The sequence below is a fragment of the Acidovorax sp. LjRoot194 genome (assembly GCF_964253015.1).
Lineage (GTDB): Bacteria > Pseudomonadota > Gammaproteobacteria > Burkholderiales > Burkholderiaceae_C > Acidovorax.
This window is the reverse complement of the sequence record NZ_CAXUQB020000001.1, coordinates 2,584,703-2,602,016: the sequence shown is the minus strand read 5'-3', so window position 1 is coordinate 2,602,016 and position 17,314 is coordinate 2,584,703. Positions and strand designations below refer to the sequence as shown.

Sequence of the window (17,314 nt, the reverse complement as noted above, 5' to 3'; positions counted from 1 at the left end):
TTTCATTCGTCTCCCAGGTAGGCGGAGATGACGTGCGGGTCGCTGGAGACCTGCTGTGGCGTGCCCTCCGCGATCTTCACGCCCCGGTCCAGCACCACGATCTTGTCGGCGATGGGCATGATGCCCTCGAGCACGTGCTCCACGATCAGGCATGCGATGCCGCGCTCTCGGATCTTGAGCACCACGTCCACGGCCTCGCGCACTTCGGATGGGTTCAGCCCCGCCATCACTTCGTCCATCAGCAATATCTGCGGCTCGATGGCCAGCGCGCGGGCCACCGCCAAGCGGCGCTGTTCGCTGATGGTCATGCTGCCCGCAGGCTTGTCGGCAAAGCGCTGCAGGTTGACGAACGCCAGCCACTGCAGGGCCGATGCCCGGGCCTTGGCGACGTTGTGCTGCAGCAGCATGGCGCCGGTCATCACGTTCTCGCACGCTGTCATGCTGGTAAAGCTGCGCGCCACCTGAAAAGTGCGCGCCACGCCGGCCCGGGCACAGGCCTCGGGCGGCAGGCCGGCGATGTTGCGCCCGCCCAGCAGGATGCTGCCCTCGGTGGGTGCGAAGTAGCCCGCTACGCAGTTGAACATGGTGGTCTTGCCCGCGCCGTTGGGACCGATCAGGCCCACGACGGTGCCCTTGTCCACATCGAACGAGACGTCCTGGTTGGCGGTCAGCCCGCCAAAGCGCTTGCTGACTTGTTTGACTTCGAGCAGTTTCATCAGACCTCTCCCTTTGCCGACTGCAGAGGTGCAGCGCCTGCTGCATGCTCGGCCACCTGGCGCGATGCGTCGGCCCGGGCCGCCCGCCGCTCCTTGAAGCTCTTGACCCACCCGAGAATGCCCATGGGGTAGTACACGGCGATCAGGATGATCATGGTGGCGTAGATGATCACGTCCGTACCGCGGCCCGTGCCACCGAAGACGATGCGGGTGAACTCTTCAATGCTGGTGAGCACGATGGACCCCACCACCGGACCGAACAGTGTGCCCACCCCGCCCAGGATGGCCACCAGGGCCATCTTGATCGACAGCGCCGTGGACAGCACCGAGCCCGGGTCGATGAACAGCTCCTTCTGGGCATACAGGCTGCCCCCCAGCGCCGCAAAGAAGGCGCTCAGCGACAAGGCGACCTGCTTGTAGCGGGCGATGTTGATGCCCACGCTGCGCGCAGCATCGGGCTCGTCCTTGATGGCCCGGAAGTAGTAGCCCAGGTAGCTGCGTTCCACCCACCAGTTGGCGGCCAGGGTCAGCACCAGCAGGCCCAGCGCCAGCCAGTAGTACGGCAGCTTGGTGGCGAAGTTCATCCACAGCCAGCCCTGCTTGTCCATGGGCACGTACAGGCCCACGGCGGCGCCGCCGTACTCCCACTCGTTGAAGAAGATCTGCACCAGCTCGGCCACGGCAATGGTGGCCATGGCGAAGTAGTGGCCCTTCAAGCGAAAGCACGACCAGCCGAACGCCAGGCTGAGCAAGGACGACAGGGCCCCGCCGATCAGCGCGCCGATCCACGGGTTGACGCCGAACTTGAGCAGCAGCAGCGTGGAGGTATAGGCCCCCAGCCCGAAGAACGCGGCATGGCCCAGCGACACCTGCCCGGCGTAGCCGCCGAGCATGTTCCACGCCACGCCCAGCTGGGCGGCCATGAGCACGAGGATGGCCATATTCAGGTGCGACGCATCCACGAAGGACGGCAGCGCCAGGGTGGCCAGCAGCAGCGCTGCGATAAGGATTGAGTTTTTCATGGTGATCACGCTTTGCCCATGAGGCCTTGCGGGCGGAACATCAGCACTCCGAGGAAGAGCACCAGCACCACCGCGGTCTTGTACTGGGGCCCGAGCAACAGGCCCCCCATCACCTCGATCACGCCGACCAGAATCCCGGCCCAGAACGCACCGGTGATGCTGCCGAAGCCGCCCAGGTTCACCACCACGAAGGCCAGCAGGATGAAGTTCGCGCCGACGTCCGGAAAGATGGGAAAGAAGGTCGACAGCAGCACCCCGGCAGCGCCGGCGCAGGCAGCTGCCACGCCCCAGGCCAGCGCAAACATCTTGTGCGAGTCGATGCCCATCAGGCGCGCGGCTTCCTTGTCGGACGCGGTGGCTTCCAGCGCCGCTCCCAGGCGCGTTTTGTTGAGGAAGAAGTAGATGAGGCCGGTGATGACGATGGCCCCGATGCCCGCCACCAGCTGGGGCTGCCCGACCTGCACGCCGAAGCCCTTGACGGTGCCGCTGACCAGCGAGTTCTCGATGGAGCGGAAGTCAGGCTTCCAGAAGAACTGGGCCACACCGCGCAGCAGGATCATGATTCCGAAGGTCGTGAAGATCTGCGAGAGCATGGGCGCATTGATGATGCGCACGATCACGAACTGGTACAGCAGCACACCGAACGCGAACAGCATGAGGACCGTGAGCGGCAGGGTGTAGAGGGGGTCGAGCGCGTACAGCGAGAACATCCAGAAGGCCGAGTACATGCCCAGCATCAGGAACTCACCGTGCGCGAAGTTAACGATGTCCATGACCCCGAAAATCATGGTCAATCCGATCGCAACCAGCGCATATATCAACCCGATCATCACGCCCGAGGCCAGCGTCTGAAACAGAATTTCCGCAGTCATGGTTTTCTTTCAGGATTCAGCCCGTGGGGCCTTCACTTGCGCTGGTCCCACTTGGGCATGGGCCACACCACTTCGCGGGTCGCCATGTTGAAGGGCCAGACCGTGTGGTATTTGCCGTCGATGATCTGCACCAGGATGCCGCGGCCCAGCGTGTTCTGGCCCGAGGTGTCGAACTTCACGCCCTTCCACGGCATGATGATGTCGTCGGCGCGGATGTTGGTCTGCGTGAGCGCGGTGCGCACGGCCTCGGGCTCGGTGGAGCCCGCACGGTTGATCGCGTCGGCCATCACCATCAGGCCGGTGAAGGTGCGCGAGCTGTTGCCGGTGAAGTTGATCTTGTAGCGCTTCTGAAAGAGGTCGTTGACTTCCTTGATCATCGGGTTGCGCGTGGCCAGGTCCAGCGCCCAGGTCTCGCGGGTGATGATGAAGTCGGCGTCCTTGCCCAGCGTGCGGATGAAGTCGGTGTCGGTGAAGCCCGCGTTGTTGGCCAGGATCATGTCCGGCGAGAAGCCCAGTTCCTTGTACGTCTTGATGGACATGATGGCGTCTGCCGTATAGGACGACTGCAGCACCAGGTTGGGGTTGGCCGCCTTCAGGGTCTGCACCTCGGACGTGAGCTGCGTGGTCTTGGCCGGGTAGGACACCTGCTTGACGATGTTCTGGCCGAACTCTGTCGCCAGCTTGGTCTGCAGCTTGGTCGTCTCGGCGCCCCACAGGCCGTTCTCGTTGAGCGATGCGATCACCTTGGGCTTGATGCCCCGCTTGGCCTCGAACTCCTTCAAAAACTCGAACGCGTTGTGCACGAACAGATCGTCATGCGGCGTGGTGCGGAAGAACCACTTGAAGTTGCGCTGCGTGAGCGAGGCCGAGGACGACTCGGGGTTCAGGAACGGAATGCCGGCCCGTTCGGCCACCTGGCTGGCCGTGGCCGTGACGTTGCTGTTGTACGAACCGATCAGGGCGACCACCTTTTCCTGGGTGATCAGGCGCTCGGCTTCCGTCGCGCCGATCTGCGGGTTGGACTGGTGGTCGGCGAACACGAGCTTGATCTTGGCGCCCTTGAGGTTGGGCAGGCCCTTGCCGGCCGCGAACGGCAGGTTGGGGACCGAGGGAGCACCGTTGTTGACGATGTCGGCGGCCAGCTCCAGCGCACTGCGCAGCTCGGCGCCCACGGCCGCGCCGGTGCCGGTCAGCGGGTAGATCACGCCGATCTTGACTTCCTGCTGCGCATGGGCGGCCAAGGTCATGCAGGCGCCACCGATAGCCGCGGCCACACGGGCCCAGAGGGTCTTTTTCATCTCAGATACTCCTTTGAAAGGTTGAAGGATTCGTCGCGGGGTGAAGAACTCAGAAAGACGCGAGGTGGTGGTTGAGCAACGAGGTCACCAACATGGCCCCGGGTGCATGCGTGATGCAGAACGCAGGCTGCGCGGTCAGGATGGCCGACTGGGGGGTGACGCCACAGGCCCAGAAGACAGGGATGTCGCCGGGGGCCAGCTCCACCGCGTCGCCGTAGTCGGGCCGGGCCAGGTCCTTGATGCCGATGAGCGACGGGTCGCCGATGTGCACCGGCGCGCCGTGCACGTTGGGAAAGCGCGAGGTGACCTGCACCGCCCGGATGACATCGGCCGCGGGCATGGGCCGCATGGACACGACCATGGCGCCGCTGAAGGGACCGGCAGGCTCGGTCGCGATGTTGGTGCGGTACATCGCCACGTTGCGGCTCTCGTCGATGTGGCGCAGGCGGATGCCGGCCTCCTGCAGCGCATGCTCGAACGAGAATGAGCAGCCCAGCACGAAGGTCACCAGGTCGGGGCGCCACAGGTCCGTGATGTCGGCGACTTCGTCCTTGAGCTCGCCGTGGCGCCAGACGCGGTACATCGGCACATCGCTGCGGATGTCGATGTCCTCGCCCAGGCTGGGCAGGCCCACCTGGCCGGGCTCGCCCACGGCCAGCACCGGGCAGGGCTTGGGGTTGCGCTGGCAAAAGCGCAGGAAGTCGCCGGCCAGCGCCTCGGGCAGGATGACGAGGTTGCCCTGCACATGGCCATGCGCCAAGCCACTGGTGTGCAGGGTCCACAGCCCTTTGCGAATGACGCCGCGCACATGGGCTGCGTCGCCGTGGCCCTCAGGGCCGAAGGCTGCCAGTGTGTTTTTTGCTTCCGGTTCCACCGTGTTTCCTCGCATCGAAAAATGTCAAATGCATGACGATGGGAGGATTGTGTTGGCGGGGTGCGAGCACTGGCAAATTCAAAAATTTTCTCTCACTTCATCGATTTTTTCGATGCACTACGCTGGAGCACACTTCACCCAACTTGGTGCTCAGTGAAAACCCTAGGCCCCTGGAATCCGCACCGTCGCGCGCCTGGCCGATACCGCCGCAAGCCCCGTGCGGCGGGCTTTTGTGGCCGATGGTGATGGCGCGCCATCCAGACGATGCCGGCCGCACCCGGGCTTGTGCGTGCCGATGGCATGCACCAACAGCAGGCACTGGAACGCGATGGAGACCATTGGAGAGTGCGCGCGGCAGCCACGCAGCGCACCCCAAAGGCTTGCGCAGCGCGCAGGCCACCGCCGTGGCGACGCGGGAGACGCGCCGTCCGTCAGCTTGGCTTCAGGTTTTGGCGCGCACCTTGGTGCGTTCGGACTGCAGTTCGAGGAACGCCATGGCCGAGCGCACCACGCTGTCGACCGGGGTGGACGGGTCTTCGCGGTAGCTCAGGTGGATGGGCAAGGGCCGCAACTCCGTGTCGCAGGCCAGCGCCCGCAGGTCCGGAAACGCCAGCAGCCGCTGCACGGCGTGGCGCGGCAAGGTCGCGATGCCGAAGCCGCCCTGCACCAACTGCACCATGGCCGAGATGGACGAGATGGTGTGCACGCGGCGCGGCTCCACCTGGGCCTGGCGCAGCGCATCCAGCAACGTTACGTGCGGGTGCGAGCCGCGCTGGAAGGTCAGGATGTCCATCTCGGCAAAATCCGCCAGCGCGTAGCGCCGCTTGCGGTGCAACTTGCTGTTGCCGACGAACACCATCTCCATGGGCGCCAGGGCCTGGGTGCGGATGCCTTCGGCGGACGCCGGCAGCGCTGCAAACACCGTGTCCAGCGCGCCGCGGCGGATCTGGTCCAGCAGCACGGGCGTGGTTTCCATGGTGAGTTCGAGCTCCAGCGCCGGGTTGTCCTTGCGCAGTTGCTCGATCCACGGAATCAGCCAGGAGTGCAGCACCGACTCGATCGCGCCCAGGCGGATGGACACCTCCATCGGCCCGCCCGACCCCATCTCGGCCTTCAGCTGGCGCTGCAATTCCAGCATGCGCTTCGCATAGGTCAGAAACCGCGTGCCCGCCACCGTGAGCTTGAAGCGCTTGTCGCTGCGGTCCAGCAGCAGCACGCCCAGCTCTTCCTCCAGCGCCGCCACGCGGCTGGACATGGCCGACTGGGTGAGGAACAGTTTTTCGGCGGCGCGCGTCACGCTGCGCAGAGAGGCGACCCAATAGAAGGCTTCGACGAAACGCAGGTTCATGGTGTGTGGCGCGGTACTGGCGGTGTGGACGGTGTGTGCGGCGGCTGGATTCTGCACCTGTGCCAGCCCGCAGAGCAGCGAACGTGCCAGCGCCTTAGGCCTTAGTCCACGTAGAGCGGCATGTCGGCCTTTTTCAGCGTGCGCAGCACGAAGCTCGAGCGGCTGTGGCGTATGCCCTTGATCTTGTAGAGCTTCTCGCGCAGCAGGCGCTCGTAGTCGCGCGTGTCCTTGACCACCACGCGCAGCAGGTAGTCGTAGTCGCCTGAGACCAGGTGGGCTTCGATCACCTCCGGAATGCTGGCCAGCGTCTCGCCGAACTTCTCCAGCGTGTTGTCCGAGTGGCTGTCGAGCGTGACCTGCACCAGCACCGTGTCGGACAGGCCCAGCGCCTGCGGGTTGAGCCGCACGGTGTAGCCCTGGATGACACCGGCCTCTTCCATCTTCTTGATGCGACCCCAACACGGCGAAGGGCTCAGGCCGACGGCCTGCCCGATCTCCTGCAGACTGGCGCGCGCGTCGCCCTGCAGCACAGCGAGAATTTTTCTGTCTAAACGGTCCATGCTGCGGATTATTCCTTGAACTGCGCAAATACAGAAGGATTTTCTGCAACAGCCGACTTTTGAAGCAAAGAACAGCAAGAACTACTGAGCCTTGCCGCGCATACTTCATCCATCAAGGCGTTCTTACCGGAGCGCACGAACTGACAGGGCCCCGGACCGGTTACCGCCGGACCGGGGCACTTGGCAAGACGGCAGTGGCGGCACACGCCCTTGCGCTTCACCGACTCACCGCGCCACGGGCACCCGCCGCGGAGTCTCACATCACGGGCCGGTGCCGCTCCATCAGAGCGGCACCTCGCCGCACGCCAGCCCGACTTCCATGGCGCCGCCCGCCTTCACCTGTCCTGTCGCCCGCGCGACGCGTGCACTGGTGCCGCGAAGCCCGTGGCGACTGCCTTGTTTAGTAAGCACGCTTACCAGCACAAACCCCGATGCCCTGCGGCATGTTGCAGCGCCATAATTTTTGAGTCCGTGGCACTGGCTGCGCGAAGCCTCCAGCGACAGGTACGCAGGCGACCACGGCAAGAACCACATATACAGGAGACACCATGCAACTGACTTCTCTCGCCGCGGGCCTGGGCCTTGCGTTCGGCTTGATCGCCACGGCCGGCGCGCAGACCACGACGCTCAAGATCGGCTACGCCACGGCGCCCGATTCGCACTATGGCGTGGGCTCCAAGGTGTTCTGCGATGAAGTCGAAAAAGGCACGCAGGGGCGCTACAAGTGCCAGTACTTTCCCAACTCGGCGCTGGGCGGCGAGCGCGAGCAGATCGAGGCCATCCAGCTCGGCACGCAGGACCTGGTGAACACCTCCACCGGCCCTGTGGGCAACTTCGTGCCCGAAGTGAAGATCGTGGACATTCCGTTCCTGTTCCGCGATTACGACCATGCACGCAAGGTGATGGACGGCCCCATCGGCCAGGACATCCTGACCAAGTTCCCGAGCAAGGGCATCATCGCGCTGGCCTGGACCGAAAACGGCTTTCGCCACATGACCAACAGCAAGCGCGACATCGTCAAGCCCGAGGACGCCAAGGGCCTGAAGATGCGCACCATGGAGAACAAGGTGCACATGGACGGCTACCGCACCTTCGGCATCCTGCCCACGCCCATGGCCTTCCCCGAGCTGTTCGGTGCCATGCAGCAGGGCACGGTGGACGGCCAGGAGAACCCTATCCCGGTGATCCTGTCGGCCAAGTTCTCGCAGGTGCAAAAGCACCTGTCGCTGACCGGCCACGTGTACTCGCCCGCGCTTCTGCTGCTCTCGCCCAAGGTGTGGAACAAGCTCAACGATGCCGACAAGAAGGTCTTCACCGACGCCGCCAAGAGCGCTTCGGTGGCGCAGCGCAAGAAGGTCAACGACGATGAGAACAACGGCATAGCGCTGCTTGAATCGCAAGGCATGAAGGTCACGAAGACGGTGGACGGCGCAGCCTTCCGCGAAGCGCTCAAGCCGGCGTATGTGGGCTATGCCAAGGAGTTCGGGGCCGACAACATCAAGAAGATCCAGGACGTTCGTTAACCCGAGCAGACAAACTCCAACCGTTCACGCTGAGCCTGTCGAAGCGCCGCGCAAGGCTTCGACAAGCTCAGCCCGAACGGTTTTTTTTCGCTTTCAGCCAGAACCGAGAACAACACCGTGAAAGCCTTCGAACGCTATTTCCTTGCCGCCAACCGCTGGGCGCTGATCCTGCTGCTGGCGGCCATGTCGATCATCATCTTCACCAACGTGGTCATGCGCTACGTAACCCACAACTCGCTGGAGTGGGCTGAAGAGGTCTCGCGCCACATGATGATCTGGCTGACCTTCCTGGGCGCGGGCCCGGTGCTGCGCTACGGCGGCCACATTGCGGTGGAGAACCTGCAGGACGCCCTGCCCCGCGCCGGCGGCATTGCCATCCGCGCGGTGGTGGCCGCGCTGCTGTTCGCTTTCTTCGGCTTCATGGTCTGGTACGGCTGGCTGTACATGCAGCGCACCATGTTCCAGATGACGGCCGTGACGCAGGTGCCCTTCGCCTACATCTACAGCGCCATGCTGATCGGCGGGGTGTTGCTCATCGTGCACTTTGCGTTCGTCGTGCGTGGCTATGTGCTCGACCGCACCTTCGCGGCCGATGAGCACTTCGACGCTAATGCGAGTGCCTCCCTATGAGCGCGTCCATCATCCTCATCGTTTCGGCCTGCCTGTTCCTGGCCATCGGCGTGCCGGTGGCGTTTGCCCTGGGCCTGGCCACCGCGGCCACGCTGATCCTGGCCGAGAGCTACCCGCTGATGGTGCTGCTCAAGGAGACCTTCACCGGCATCGACAGCTTTCCGCTGATGGCCGTACCGTTCTTCATTCTGGCGGCCGAGCTCATGAGCGGCGGGTCGTTGACCGAGGTACTGCTGCGCTTCGCAGGCCAGTTTGTGGGCCACAAGCGTGGCGGGCTGGGCTACACCAACGTGGTGTCGCTGACGTTCTTTTCGGGCATCTCGGGCTCGGCGCTGGCCGATGCGGCCGGCCCGGGCTCGATGCTGATCCGCATGATGGACAGGGCGGGCTACGACCGTTCGTATGCAGCGGCGCTCACCGCGTCCACTGCCATCGTGGGGCCCATCATTCCGCCGTCCATCATCATGATCATCTATGCGCTGCAGGATGAAACGGTGTCGGTGGGTGCGCTGTTCGTGGCCGGCCTGCTGCCGGGCCTGCTGATCGCGGTGGCCATGTGCATCGTGAACTTCCATGTGTCGAAGAAGCGCAACTACAAGGGCGACGGCAAGATGCCGCCCATGGCCGAGATCCTGACCACCACCTGGAAGGCGCTGCCCGCCATCTTGCTGCCCGTGGTGATCCTGGGCGGCATGCGCGCGGGCTGGTTCACGCCCACCGAGGCCTCGGTCGTGGCCGTGTTCTACGCGCTGGTGTGCGGCAAGTTCGTCTACCGCACGCTGCAGTGGAAGGCGCTGCCTGACATCCTCGCGCGCTCGGCCCTGCTGTCGGCGTCGGTGCTGATCATCATCGGGCTGTCGGCCGCATTCGCGTGGATTTTGACCATCGAGGGCATTCCGCAGCAGATGGCCGAGTGGCTCATCAGCATGAACCTGTCGCCCTGGATGTTCCTCATCATCGTCAACATCTTCCTGCTGCTGTTCGGCATCTTCATCGAGCCGCTGCCGGGGGTGATGGTGCTTGCGCCCATCCTCGCGCCCGTGGCAGTGAAGCTGGGCGTGGACCCGGTGCACTTTGCGATGATCGTGATCTACAACCTCACGCTCGGGATGATCACGCCTCCGGTCGGAGGGCTACTCTTCGTCACCTGCAACGTCTCGCGCGTGCCGATGTCGCAACTGGTGCGCGAGCTGGTGCCCTTCCTGTGGGCGCATGGCGTGGTGCTGGTGATGCTGACCTTCATCCCGCAACTGTCCACCTGGCTGCCGAAGGTGTGGGGGTTCATCAAGTAGCGGGGCTTTCCAGCGGGGGTGCCACGCGCCAGCGGATATACTGGCGCCCGTCAGGAGAGAGCCCCCTTCGCGGGGGCCGCCGAAGGCGCAGGGACAACCCGAACGCTCAGGCAAAAGGACTGGCAACCGCCCGCAGTGATGCGGGCGTTTCCTTGCTGGAGAGAGATGGACCGCCGGGCACACCATACCCACCGCGGCACCCATCCACCGAAGGAGCAAGCCGCACGGCCAGCCAGGGCGCTGCGGTGAATCTCTCAGGTAAAGCGGACAGCAGGGCAAATACCGTGGCCTGGTACAGGCTGCGGCTTTCATTTGCCTTGTCCTGAGAAGCCCGCCATGTCAGCCACCGCTCCCCTGCTCACCACGCCCCTGAACGCACTGCACATCGAGCTGGGCGCCCGCATGGTGCCGTTCGCCGGCTATTCCATGCCCGTGCAGTACCCGGCCGGCCTCATGGCCGAGCACCTGCACACCCGCACCGCAGCGGGGCTGTTCGATGTCTCCCACATGGGCCAGCTCAAGCTCGTCGGCCCGGACGCTGCGGCCGCCTTCGAAACCCTGATGCCGGTCGATGTGATCGACCTGCCCGTGGGCAAGCAGCGCTACGGCCTGCTGCTGACCGATGAGGGCACGGTCATCGACGACCTGATGTTCTTCAACCAGGGCACGGTCGAAGGCGAGCCCACCCTGTTCGTCATCGTCAACGGCGCCTGCAAGGTGGGCGACATCGCCCACATAGAGGCCCGCATCGGCCAGCGCTGCCAGGTGGTGCCCATGCCCGACCATGCGCTGCTGGCGCTGCAAGGCCCGCAGGCGGTCACCGCCCTCGCCCGCCTGGCGCCGGGTGTGGACCAGCTGGTGTTCATGACCGGCGGCGCGTTCGACATTGCGGGCTGCGACTGCTTCGTCACCCGCAGCGGCTACACCGGCGAAGACGGCTTTGAAATCTCGGTGCCCGCAGCCCAGGCCGACACCCTGGCGCGCGCACTGCTGGCCCAGCCCGAAGTCAAACCCATCGGCCTGGGCGCGCGCAACTCGCTGCGCCTGGAAGCGGGCCTGTGCCTGTACGGCAACGACATCGACACCACCACCACCCCGCCCGAAGCGGCCCTGAACTGGGCCATCCAGAAGGTGCGCCGCACCGGCGGCGCACGGGCGGGGGGCTTTCCGGGCGCGGACAAGATCCTCGCGCAGATCGACAACCCCGCCACCCTGCAACGCAAGCGCGTCGGCCTCGTGGCGCTGGAACGCGTGCCCGTGCGCGAGCACACCGAACTGCAGAGTACCGACGGCCAGAAGATCGGCGAAGTCACGAGCGGCCTGCTCGGCCCCACGGTGAACGAGCCCGTGGCCATGGGCTACGTCGTCCCTGAATTCGCGGCCATCGGCACGCGCTTGAACGCCATCGTGCGCGGCAAGGCCGTGCCGATGGAGGTGCGTGCCATGCCTTTCACCCCCGCGCGCTACTACCGCGGCTGAACCACCGCATTCGTTTGCCGCGCATTGCATCGCCTGCGCCCCAGCCCGGCTACAGTGGCAGCTGGCATCGGCACTTTTTTAGACAACCCTTTTTCTGGAGCCCCCATGACTGTCAAGTATTCCAAGGACCACGAGTGGATCGACATCTCTGACCACGAAGCCGCCACCGTCGGCATCACGCTGCATGCGCAGGACGCGCTGGGCGACGTGGTGTTCGTGGACCTGCCCGCCGTCGGCACCACCTTCACCCAGGGTGAAGTGGCCGGCGTGGTCGAGTCCGTCAAGGCCGCGGCCGACGTGTACATGCCCGTCACCGGCGAGATCGTCGAAGTGAACGAGGCGCTGCGCGCCGACCCGTCCCTGGCCAACAGCGACCCGATGGGCGCTGGCTGGTTCTTCAAGGTCCACGTGACCGACATGACGCAGTTCGACGCGCTCATGGACGAGCCGGCCTACGCCGAGTTCGCCAAGAACGCCTGATCGGACTGCCCCTCCCTTCGCGGCCCGGCAGCCACCTGCCGGGCCATGTGTCCCCGCCCTTGCCGCCGCCGCCGATGACCTCCCAAGCCCCCCTGCCCTCCCTCGCCGCGCTCGAGAACGCCACCGAATTCCTGCCCCGCCACATCGGCATCGACGCTGCGGATGAAACCCACATGCTGTCGGTGATCGGCGAGGCCTCGCGCAGCGCCCTCATCGAAAGCATCGTGCCGCGCTCCATCGCGCGCACCACGCCCATGGACCTGCCCCTGCCCGTCACCGAAGCGGCAGCGCTGGCCGAGCTCAAGGCGATTGCGGGCAAGAACAAGGTCCTGCGCAGCTTCATCGGCCAGGGCTACTACGGCACGCACACGCCGGGCGTCATCCTGCGCAACATTCTGGAGAACCCCGCCTGGTACACCGCCTACACGCCCTACCAGGCCGAGATCTCGCAAGGCCGTATGGAGGCCTTGGTCAACTTCCAGACCATGGTGTGCGACCTGACCGGCATGCCCATTGCCAACGCATCCATGCTGGACGAAGCCACCGCCGCCGCCGAGGCCATGACCCTGGCCAGGCGCTCAGTCAAATCCAAGAGCAATGTCTTCGTGGTGGCGGGCGACGCGCACCCTCAGACCATCGAAGTCATCCAGACCCGCGCCAAGCCCCTGGGCCTGGAAGTGCGCCTGGCCAACTCAGCCGAGGAATGGAACGACCTGCTGGCCGGCGACTACTTCGCCGTGCTGGCCCAGTACCCCGCCACCAGCGGCCGCATCGAAGACCTGCGAGCCGATGTGGAAAAAGCCCACGCCAAGCAGGCCGCCTTCATTGTGGCCGCCGACCTGCTGGCGCTGACGCTCATCACGCCGCCCGGCGAATACGGCGCCGACATCGTGGTGGGCACCACGCAGCGCTTTGGCATGCCCATGGGCGCGGGCGGCCCGCACGCTGCCTACATGGCCTGCCGCGACGAGTTCAAGCGCAGCCTGCCCGGCCGCCTGGTGGGAGTGAGTGTGGACGTGCACGGCAAACCCGCCTACCGTCTGGCCCTGCAGACGCGCGAGCAGCACATCCGCCGCGAGAAAGCCACGTCCAACATCTGCACTGCGCAGGTGCTGCCCGCCGTCATCGCCAGCATGTACGCCGTGTACCACGGCCCCGAAGGCCTGCAACGCATCGCCCAACGCGTGGCCAGCTACACCGCCATCCTGGCCCAGGGCCTGGTGCAGTTGGGCGCGCCGGTACGCCCCCAAGCCACCTTCGACACGCTGAGCCTGCATACCGGTGATGCTACCAAATCGATAGCTGCTCGCGCAGTCCAGGCGGGCGCCAACCTGCGCATTTACTTTGAAGAGTACCTGTGCATCTCGCTGGACGAGACCACCACGCGCGCGGACATCGAGCTGCTGTGGAAGGTCTTCGCCCAGGACGGCCAGGCGCTGCCCACGTTCGACGCGTTCGAGAACGGCGTCGAGCCGCTGATCCCGGCTGCACTGCGCCGCACCAGCAGCTACCTCACGCACCCGGTGTTCAACACCCACCATTCCGAAACCGGTATGCTGCGCTACATCCGCCAGCTGTCCGACAAGGACCTGGCGCTGGACCGCAGCATGATCCCGCTGGGCAGCTGCACCATGAAGCTCAACGCCACCAGCGAGATGATCCCCATCACCTGGCCCGAGTTCGCGCACATGCACCCCTTTGCGCCCGCCGACCAGCAGACCGGCTACCGCGAGCTGGACGAGCAGTTGCGCGCCTGGCTGTGCCAGGCCACCGGCTACGCCGGCATCAGCCTGCAGCCCAACGCCGGCAGCCAGGGCGAATACGCGGGCCTGCTGGCCATCCAGGCCTACCACCGGGCGCGCGGCGAAGGCCACCGCAACATCTGCCTCATCCCCAGCAGCGCACACGGCACCAACCCCGCCAGCGCGCAAATGGTGGGCATGCAGGTGGTGGTGACAAAGTGCGATGACAACGGCAACGTGGACCTGGCCGACCTCAAGGCCAAGTGCGAGCAGCACAGCGGCAGCATTGCCTGCGTGATGATCACCTACCCCAGCACGCACGGCGTATTCGAGACCCAGGTCAAGGAGCTGTGCGCCCTGGTGCACAGCCACGGGGGCCGCGTGTACGTAGACGGCGCCAACATGAACGCCCTGGTGGGCGTGGCCGCCCCCGGCGAGTTCGGCGGCGACGTGAGCCACCTGAACCTGCACAAGACCTTCTGCATCCCCCACGGCGGTGGCGGCCCGGGCGTCGGCCCCGTGTGCGTGGTCGAAGACCTCGTGCCCTACCTGCCCGGCCTGCCAGGCCAGGGCGACCAGCCGCTGTCCCCCGCCGACGGCAAGGTGGGCCCGGTTAGCGCAGCCCCGCTGGGCAACGCCGCTGTGCTACCCATCAGCTGGATGTACATCCGCATGATGGGCGCCGAAGGCCTGCAGGCCGCGACCGAGACGGCCATCCTGTCTGCCAACTACATCAGCGCGCGCCTGAAGGACCACTACCCCACGCTGTACGCCAGCGCCAACGGCCATGTGGCGCACGAGTGCATCCTGGACCTGCGCGGCCTGAAGGAGACCAGCGGCGTGATGGCCGAGGACGTCGCCAAGCGCCTGATCGACTACGGCTTTCATGCGCCCACGCTGAGCTTTCCCGTGCCCAACACGCTGATGGTGGAGCCCACGGAGAGCGAGACGCTGTTCGAGATCGACCGCTTCATCGACGCGATGATCGCCATCCGCGAAGAGATCCGCCAGATCGAGGCGGGCAAACTGCCGCAGGACAACAACCCGCTGAAGAACGCGCCGCACACGGCGGAGAATCTTCTGACCGGCGAGTGGGCCCGCCCGTACACGCGCGAAGCTGCTGCCTACCCTGTGGCGGCCCTGCGACAAGGTAAGTACTGGTCGCCTGTGGGACGCGTGGACAATGTGTATGGGGATCGGAATCTGTTCTGCAGTTGTGTGCCGGTAGGTGACCTGGCGTAAGCCAAATATCGCGCACCGCACCCAAGCCTGGGCTATCACAAGGACTCTCATTCTGCAGACCATCTTCACACAATGAGTAAGTCACAACCGTCTGTTTTGCCTATCCGAACGGTCTGTCGGGACGGCCAAAAGCTCCGTTGCGCGTTCACCGCATTGACTGTGCTTCTTGCCCTCTCGATCACTTCAATTGCAGACGCGGCTGACAGCTATCACGCGTTGGTAGCGCCCTGCAAGAGCGTCCTTCACGACTCCGATTTCGAATTGAATATTCCGATCGCCGAAGGTCAACGTCGGGTCCGCGCCACTTGCGAGACACGGCAGGTTTCGTCGGGTCCGAAAAAACGCCATCGCACTCAAATGGAGGTACGGTTCAACTGTCGCACGGCTCCCGCAAAGCCAGGAGATGAATCCACTGAGTTCTACGCAAGAAAGATCCTCTACTTCACATTGCGCAAGTCGGAGTGGCGCATTGAGTCCGCTGAGCTCAATCTGACTGGAATTCCGCCAACCCCATCAGCGATTCAGACGGAAAAAATACCAACAGCATCACTGGGTCCTCTGCTACCTCAAGCAACCGCATGTCTTGGGTCGCCATGACGCCGTGAGACTCACCAACGGGTCAAACACACTGCGGCAATATGCAATGCGCTAAAAGCGAAAGGCCCTAACATCAGGCCTTTGTTTTTTCCTGGAGTTTTCTTCATGCGTGTTCTTCTCGCACTGCTCGCCTCTCTTGCCTTTGCCCCAGTTGCTCAGGCACAAACCGCCCAGCCCGTCACCACCGCCAGCGGCCTGGTGTTTGAATCCTTGAAGGAAGGCTCAGGCGATTCGCCCAAGTCCACCGACACCGTGAAGGTGCACTACAAGGGCACATTCCTCGACGGCAAGGAGTTCGACAGTTCCTACAAGCGCGGCGAGCCCACCGAGTTTCCGCTCAACCGCGTGATCCCCTGCTGGACCGAAGGTGTGCAGCGCATGAAGCCCGGCGGCAAGGCCAAGCTGACCTGCCCACCTGCCATTGCGTACGGCGCTGCGGGCGCAGGTGGCGTGATTCCGCCCAACAGCACGCTCAACTTCGAGATCGAACTGATCTCGGTGCGCAAGTAAGAAGAAGACCCATGCTGCTGAAGGTCGGTGATCTCGCGCGGCGCACCGGCCTCACGGTGCGCACGCTGCACCATTACGACGAGATCGGGCTGCTCAAGCCTTCGGGCCGGTCGGACGCGGGCTATCGGCTGTACAGCCAGGCCGACGTGCAGCGGCTGCACGGCATCCAGACGATGCGGCAGATGGGCTTGGCGCTCAGCGACATCGGCGACCTGCTGGTGGGCGACACGATGGCGCCCGAACGCATCATCGGCCAGCAGATCCGCGCGCTGGACCAGCAGATATCGCAGGCCACCGAACTGCGGGGGCGCTTGACCATGCTGCGCGACGGGCTCATGGCGGGGGCCGAGCCCGACATGGGCAACTGGCTCGAAGCGCTGGCGCTGATGACCACCTACGGCAAGTACTTCAGCTCGGCCGAGCTCAAGCAGATCTTCACCAACTGGAGCCTGATCGAGTCCGATTGGCTGGTGGTGAAGGAGCTGGTGCAGAGTGCCATGGACCGCCAGTTGCCACCCGAAGACCCCGAGGTGCAGGCGCTGGCATACCGCTGGATGGCGCTGATGCTGCACTGGATGGGCGGCGACATGGACCTGCTGGAGCGCTGGGGCCACATGTTCCGCACCGAGCCCACGACCCATGGCCGCAACCATGCGCCGCCGGGCGAGATGATCGAGTACGTCGAAGTGGCCATCAAGCTGCGCATGAACCTGCTGGACAAGTACCTGACCCGCGACGACCTGCGCGCGCTGGGTCATGTATCCCACACGCAGTGGGCGGCGCTGGAAGACTGGGTGCAGCAACTGCTGGCGCGCGGCGTGGCCCCGCAGCACGCTGACGGTGCGGCCGCCGTGCGGCACTGGGACGCCTTGTTCAACCAGCTGACTCGCAGCGACGCCGCACTGCGCCAAAAGCTGCTCACCGCGTCGATGCAGGAGCCCTTGCTGCAGGCGGGCTCGCCGCTGAGCGCGCCCGTGCGGGCCTACCTGCACGCCGCGCTGGCCCACGGTCATGCGCACACCCATGCACACGGCACAGCAGCGGATGCGAAGACGGCGGCGAAAGCGTCCTCGCCACCCCAACGCAAAAAAGCAGCAAAAATCGCTTGACCCTCACGCAACGTGAGGCT

15 protein-coding genes and 2 riboswitches are annotated in these 17,314 nt (G+C 64.9%); of the genes, 8 read left to right on the top strand and 7 right to left on the bottom strand.

The window, feature by feature from the left end:
• Positions 1-2 precede the first annotated feature (2 nt).
• The 7 genes from ACSQ3N_RS11665 to ACSQ3N_RS11635 all read right to left on the bottom strand — a co-directional run bounded on the left by ACSQ3N_RS11665 (position 3) and on the right by ACSQ3N_RS11635 (position 6,690).
• Positions 3-716, bottom strand: a complete 714-nt coding sequence (locus ACSQ3N_RS11665; RefSeq protein WP_436146329.1) for an ABC transporter ATP-binding protein — start codon at positions 714-716, stop codon at positions 3-5.
• Positions 716-1,738: a branched-chain amino acid ABC transporter permease gene (locus ACSQ3N_RS11660; protein WP_436146328.1), complete on the bottom strand. Its 1,023-nt coding sequence runs from the start codon at positions 1,736-1,738 to the stop codon at positions 716-718. Before ACSQ3N_RS11660 ends, ACSQ3N_RS11665 begins: the two co-directional genes overlap by 1 nt.
• A 5-nt stretch (positions 1,739-1,743) precedes the next feature.
• The gene (locus ACSQ3N_RS11655; protein ID WP_056168550.1) at positions 1,744-2,610 is read right to left on the bottom strand and encodes a branched-chain amino acid ABC transporter permease; all 867 of its coding nucleotides are present in this window, start codon (positions 2,608-2,610) and stop codon (positions 1,744-1,746) included.
• Between the two features lie 32 nt (positions 2,611-2,642).
• Positions 2,643-3,908 (bottom strand): ABC transporter substrate-binding protein, encoded by a 1,266-nt coding sequence (locus tag ACSQ3N_RS11650; protein ID WP_056168547.1) that lies wholly within the window; start codon positions 3,906-3,908, stop codon positions 2,643-2,645.
• A gap of 49 nt (positions 3,909-3,957) precedes the next feature.
• Positions 3,958-4,716: a putative hydro-lyase gene (locus tag ACSQ3N_RS11645; RefSeq protein WP_056169316.1), complete on the bottom strand. Its 759-nt coding sequence runs from the start codon at positions 4,714-4,716 to the stop codon at positions 3,958-3,960.
• Positions 4,717-5,224: 508 nt separating this feature from the next.
• Positions 5,225-6,130: a LysR family transcriptional regulator gene (locus ACSQ3N_RS11640; RefSeq protein ID WP_056168545.1), complete on the bottom strand. Its 906-nt coding sequence runs from the start codon at positions 6,128-6,130 to the stop codon at positions 5,225-5,227.
• Between the two features lie 101 nt (positions 6,131-6,231).
• Positions 6,232-6,690, bottom strand: a complete 459-nt coding sequence (locus ACSQ3N_RS11635) for an Lrp/AsnC family transcriptional regulator (protein ID WP_056168542.1) — start codon at positions 6,688-6,690, stop codon at positions 6,232-6,234.
• Positions 6,691-7,238: 548 nt separating this feature from the next.
• Between ACSQ3N_RS11635 and ACSQ3N_RS11630 the strand changes: the two genes are divergently transcribed.
• The 8 genes from ACSQ3N_RS11630 (at position 7,239) to ACSQ3N_RS11595 (ending at position 17,294) form a co-directional block, all read left to right on the top strand.
• A complete protein-coding gene (locus ACSQ3N_RS11630; RefSeq protein ID WP_056168540.1) occupies positions 7,239-8,213 on the top strand; it encodes a TRAP transporter substrate-binding protein in 975 nt (324 codons plus the stop codon).
• 117 nt (positions 8,214-8,330) lie between these two features.
• The gene (locus ACSQ3N_RS11625; protein ID WP_056168538.1) at positions 8,331-8,843 is read left to right on the top strand and encodes a TRAP transporter small permease; all 513 of its coding nucleotides are present in this window, start codon (positions 8,331-8,333) and stop codon (positions 8,841-8,843) included.
• Positions 8,840-10,135 (top strand): TRAP transporter large permease, encoded by a 1,296-nt coding sequence (locus ACSQ3N_RS11620; protein ID WP_056168535.1) that lies wholly within the window; start codon positions 8,840-8,842, stop codon positions 10,133-10,135. Before ACSQ3N_RS11625 ends, ACSQ3N_RS11620 begins: the two co-directional genes overlap by 4 nt.
• 41 nt (positions 10,136-10,176) lie before the next feature.
• Positions 10,177-10,267: riboswitch (glycine riboswitch) on the top strand.
• Positions 10,268-10,280: 13 nt separating this feature from the next.
• Positions 10,281-10,416: riboswitch (glycine riboswitch) on the top strand.
• Positions 10,417-10,471: 55 nt separating this feature from the next.
• Positions 10,472-11,614, top strand: a complete 1,143-nt coding sequence (gene gcvT / locus ACSQ3N_RS11615) for a glycine cleavage system aminomethyltransferase GcvT (RefSeq protein WP_056168531.1) — start codon at positions 10,472-10,474, stop codon at positions 11,612-11,614.
• Between the two features lie 105 nt (positions 11,615-11,719).
• Positions 11,720-12,094, top strand: coding sequence for a glycine cleavage system protein GcvH (gene gcvH, locus ACSQ3N_RS11610; protein WP_056168529.1), 375 nt, complete (start codon positions 11,720-11,722; stop codon positions 12,092-12,094).
• A 74-nt stretch (positions 12,095-12,168) separates the two neighbouring features.
• Positions 12,169-15,078, top strand: coding sequence for an aminomethyl-transferring glycine dehydrogenase (gcvP, locus tag ACSQ3N_RS11605; protein ID WP_056168526.1), 2,910 nt, complete (start codon positions 12,169-12,171; stop codon positions 15,076-15,078).
• A 702-nt stretch (positions 15,079-15,780) separates the two neighbouring features.
• A complete protein-coding gene (locus ACSQ3N_RS11600) occupies positions 15,781-16,185 on the top strand; it encodes an FKBP-type peptidyl-prolyl cis-trans isomerase (RefSeq protein ID WP_056168522.1) in 405 nt (134 codons plus the stop codon).
• 11 nt (positions 16,186-16,196) lie between these two features.
• Positions 16,197-17,294: a MerR family transcriptional regulator gene (locus ACSQ3N_RS11595; protein ID WP_082516939.1), complete on the top strand. Its 1,098-nt coding sequence runs from the start codon at positions 16,197-16,199 to the stop codon at positions 17,292-17,294.
• The last annotated feature ends 20 nt before the right edge of the window (positions 17,295-17,314 follow it).

Coding starts and splice junctions, on each gene's coding strand:
- ACSQ3N_RS11665 (WP_436146329.1), bottom strand. CDS start 716: ATGAAACTGCTCGAAGTCAAACAAGTCAGCAAGCGCTTTGGCGGGCTG.
- ACSQ3N_RS11660 (WP_436146328.1), bottom strand. CDS start 1,738: ATGAAAAACTCAATCCTTATCGCAGCGCTGCTGCTGGCCACCCTGGCG.
- ACSQ3N_RS11655 (WP_056168550.1), bottom strand. CDS start 2,610: ATGACTGCGGAAATTCTGTTTCAGACGCTGGCCTCGGGCGTGATGATC.
- ACSQ3N_RS11650 (WP_056168547.1), bottom strand. CDS start 3,908: ATGAAAAAGACCCTCTGGGCCCGTGTGGCCGCGGCTATCGGTGGCGCC.
- ACSQ3N_RS11640 (WP_056168545.1), bottom strand. CDS start 6,130: ATGAACCTGCGTTTCGTCGAAGCCTTCTATTGGGTCGCCTCTCTGCGC.
- ACSQ3N_RS11635 (WP_056168542.1), bottom strand. CDS start 6,690: ATGGACCGTTTAGACAGAAAAATTCTCGCTGTGCTGCAGGGCGACGCG.
- ACSQ3N_RS11630 (WP_056168540.1), top strand. CDS start 7,239: ATGCAACTGACTTCTCTCGCCGCGGGCCTGGGCCTTGCGTTCGGCTTG.
- ACSQ3N_RS11620 (WP_056168535.1), top strand. CDS start 8,840: ATGAGCGCGTCCATCATCCTCATCGTTTCGGCCTGCCTGTTCCTGGCC.
- gcvT (WP_056168531.1), top strand. CDS start 10,472: ATGTCAGCCACCGCTCCCCTGCTCACCACGCCCCTGAACGCACTGCAC.
- gcvH (WP_056168529.1), top strand. CDS start 11,720: ATGACTGTCAAGTATTCCAAGGACCACGAGTGGATCGACATCTCTGAC.
- gcvP (WP_056168526.1), top strand. CDS start 12,169: ATGACCTCCCAAGCCCCCCTGCCCTCCCTCGCCGCGCTCGAGAACGCC.
- ACSQ3N_RS11600 (WP_056168522.1), top strand. CDS start 15,781: ATGCGTGTTCTTCTCGCACTGCTCGCCTCTCTTGCCTTTGCCCCAGTT.
- ACSQ3N_RS11595 (WP_082516939.1), top strand. CDS start 16,197: ATGCTGCTGAAGGTCGGTGATCTCGCGCGGCGCACCGGCCTCACGGTG.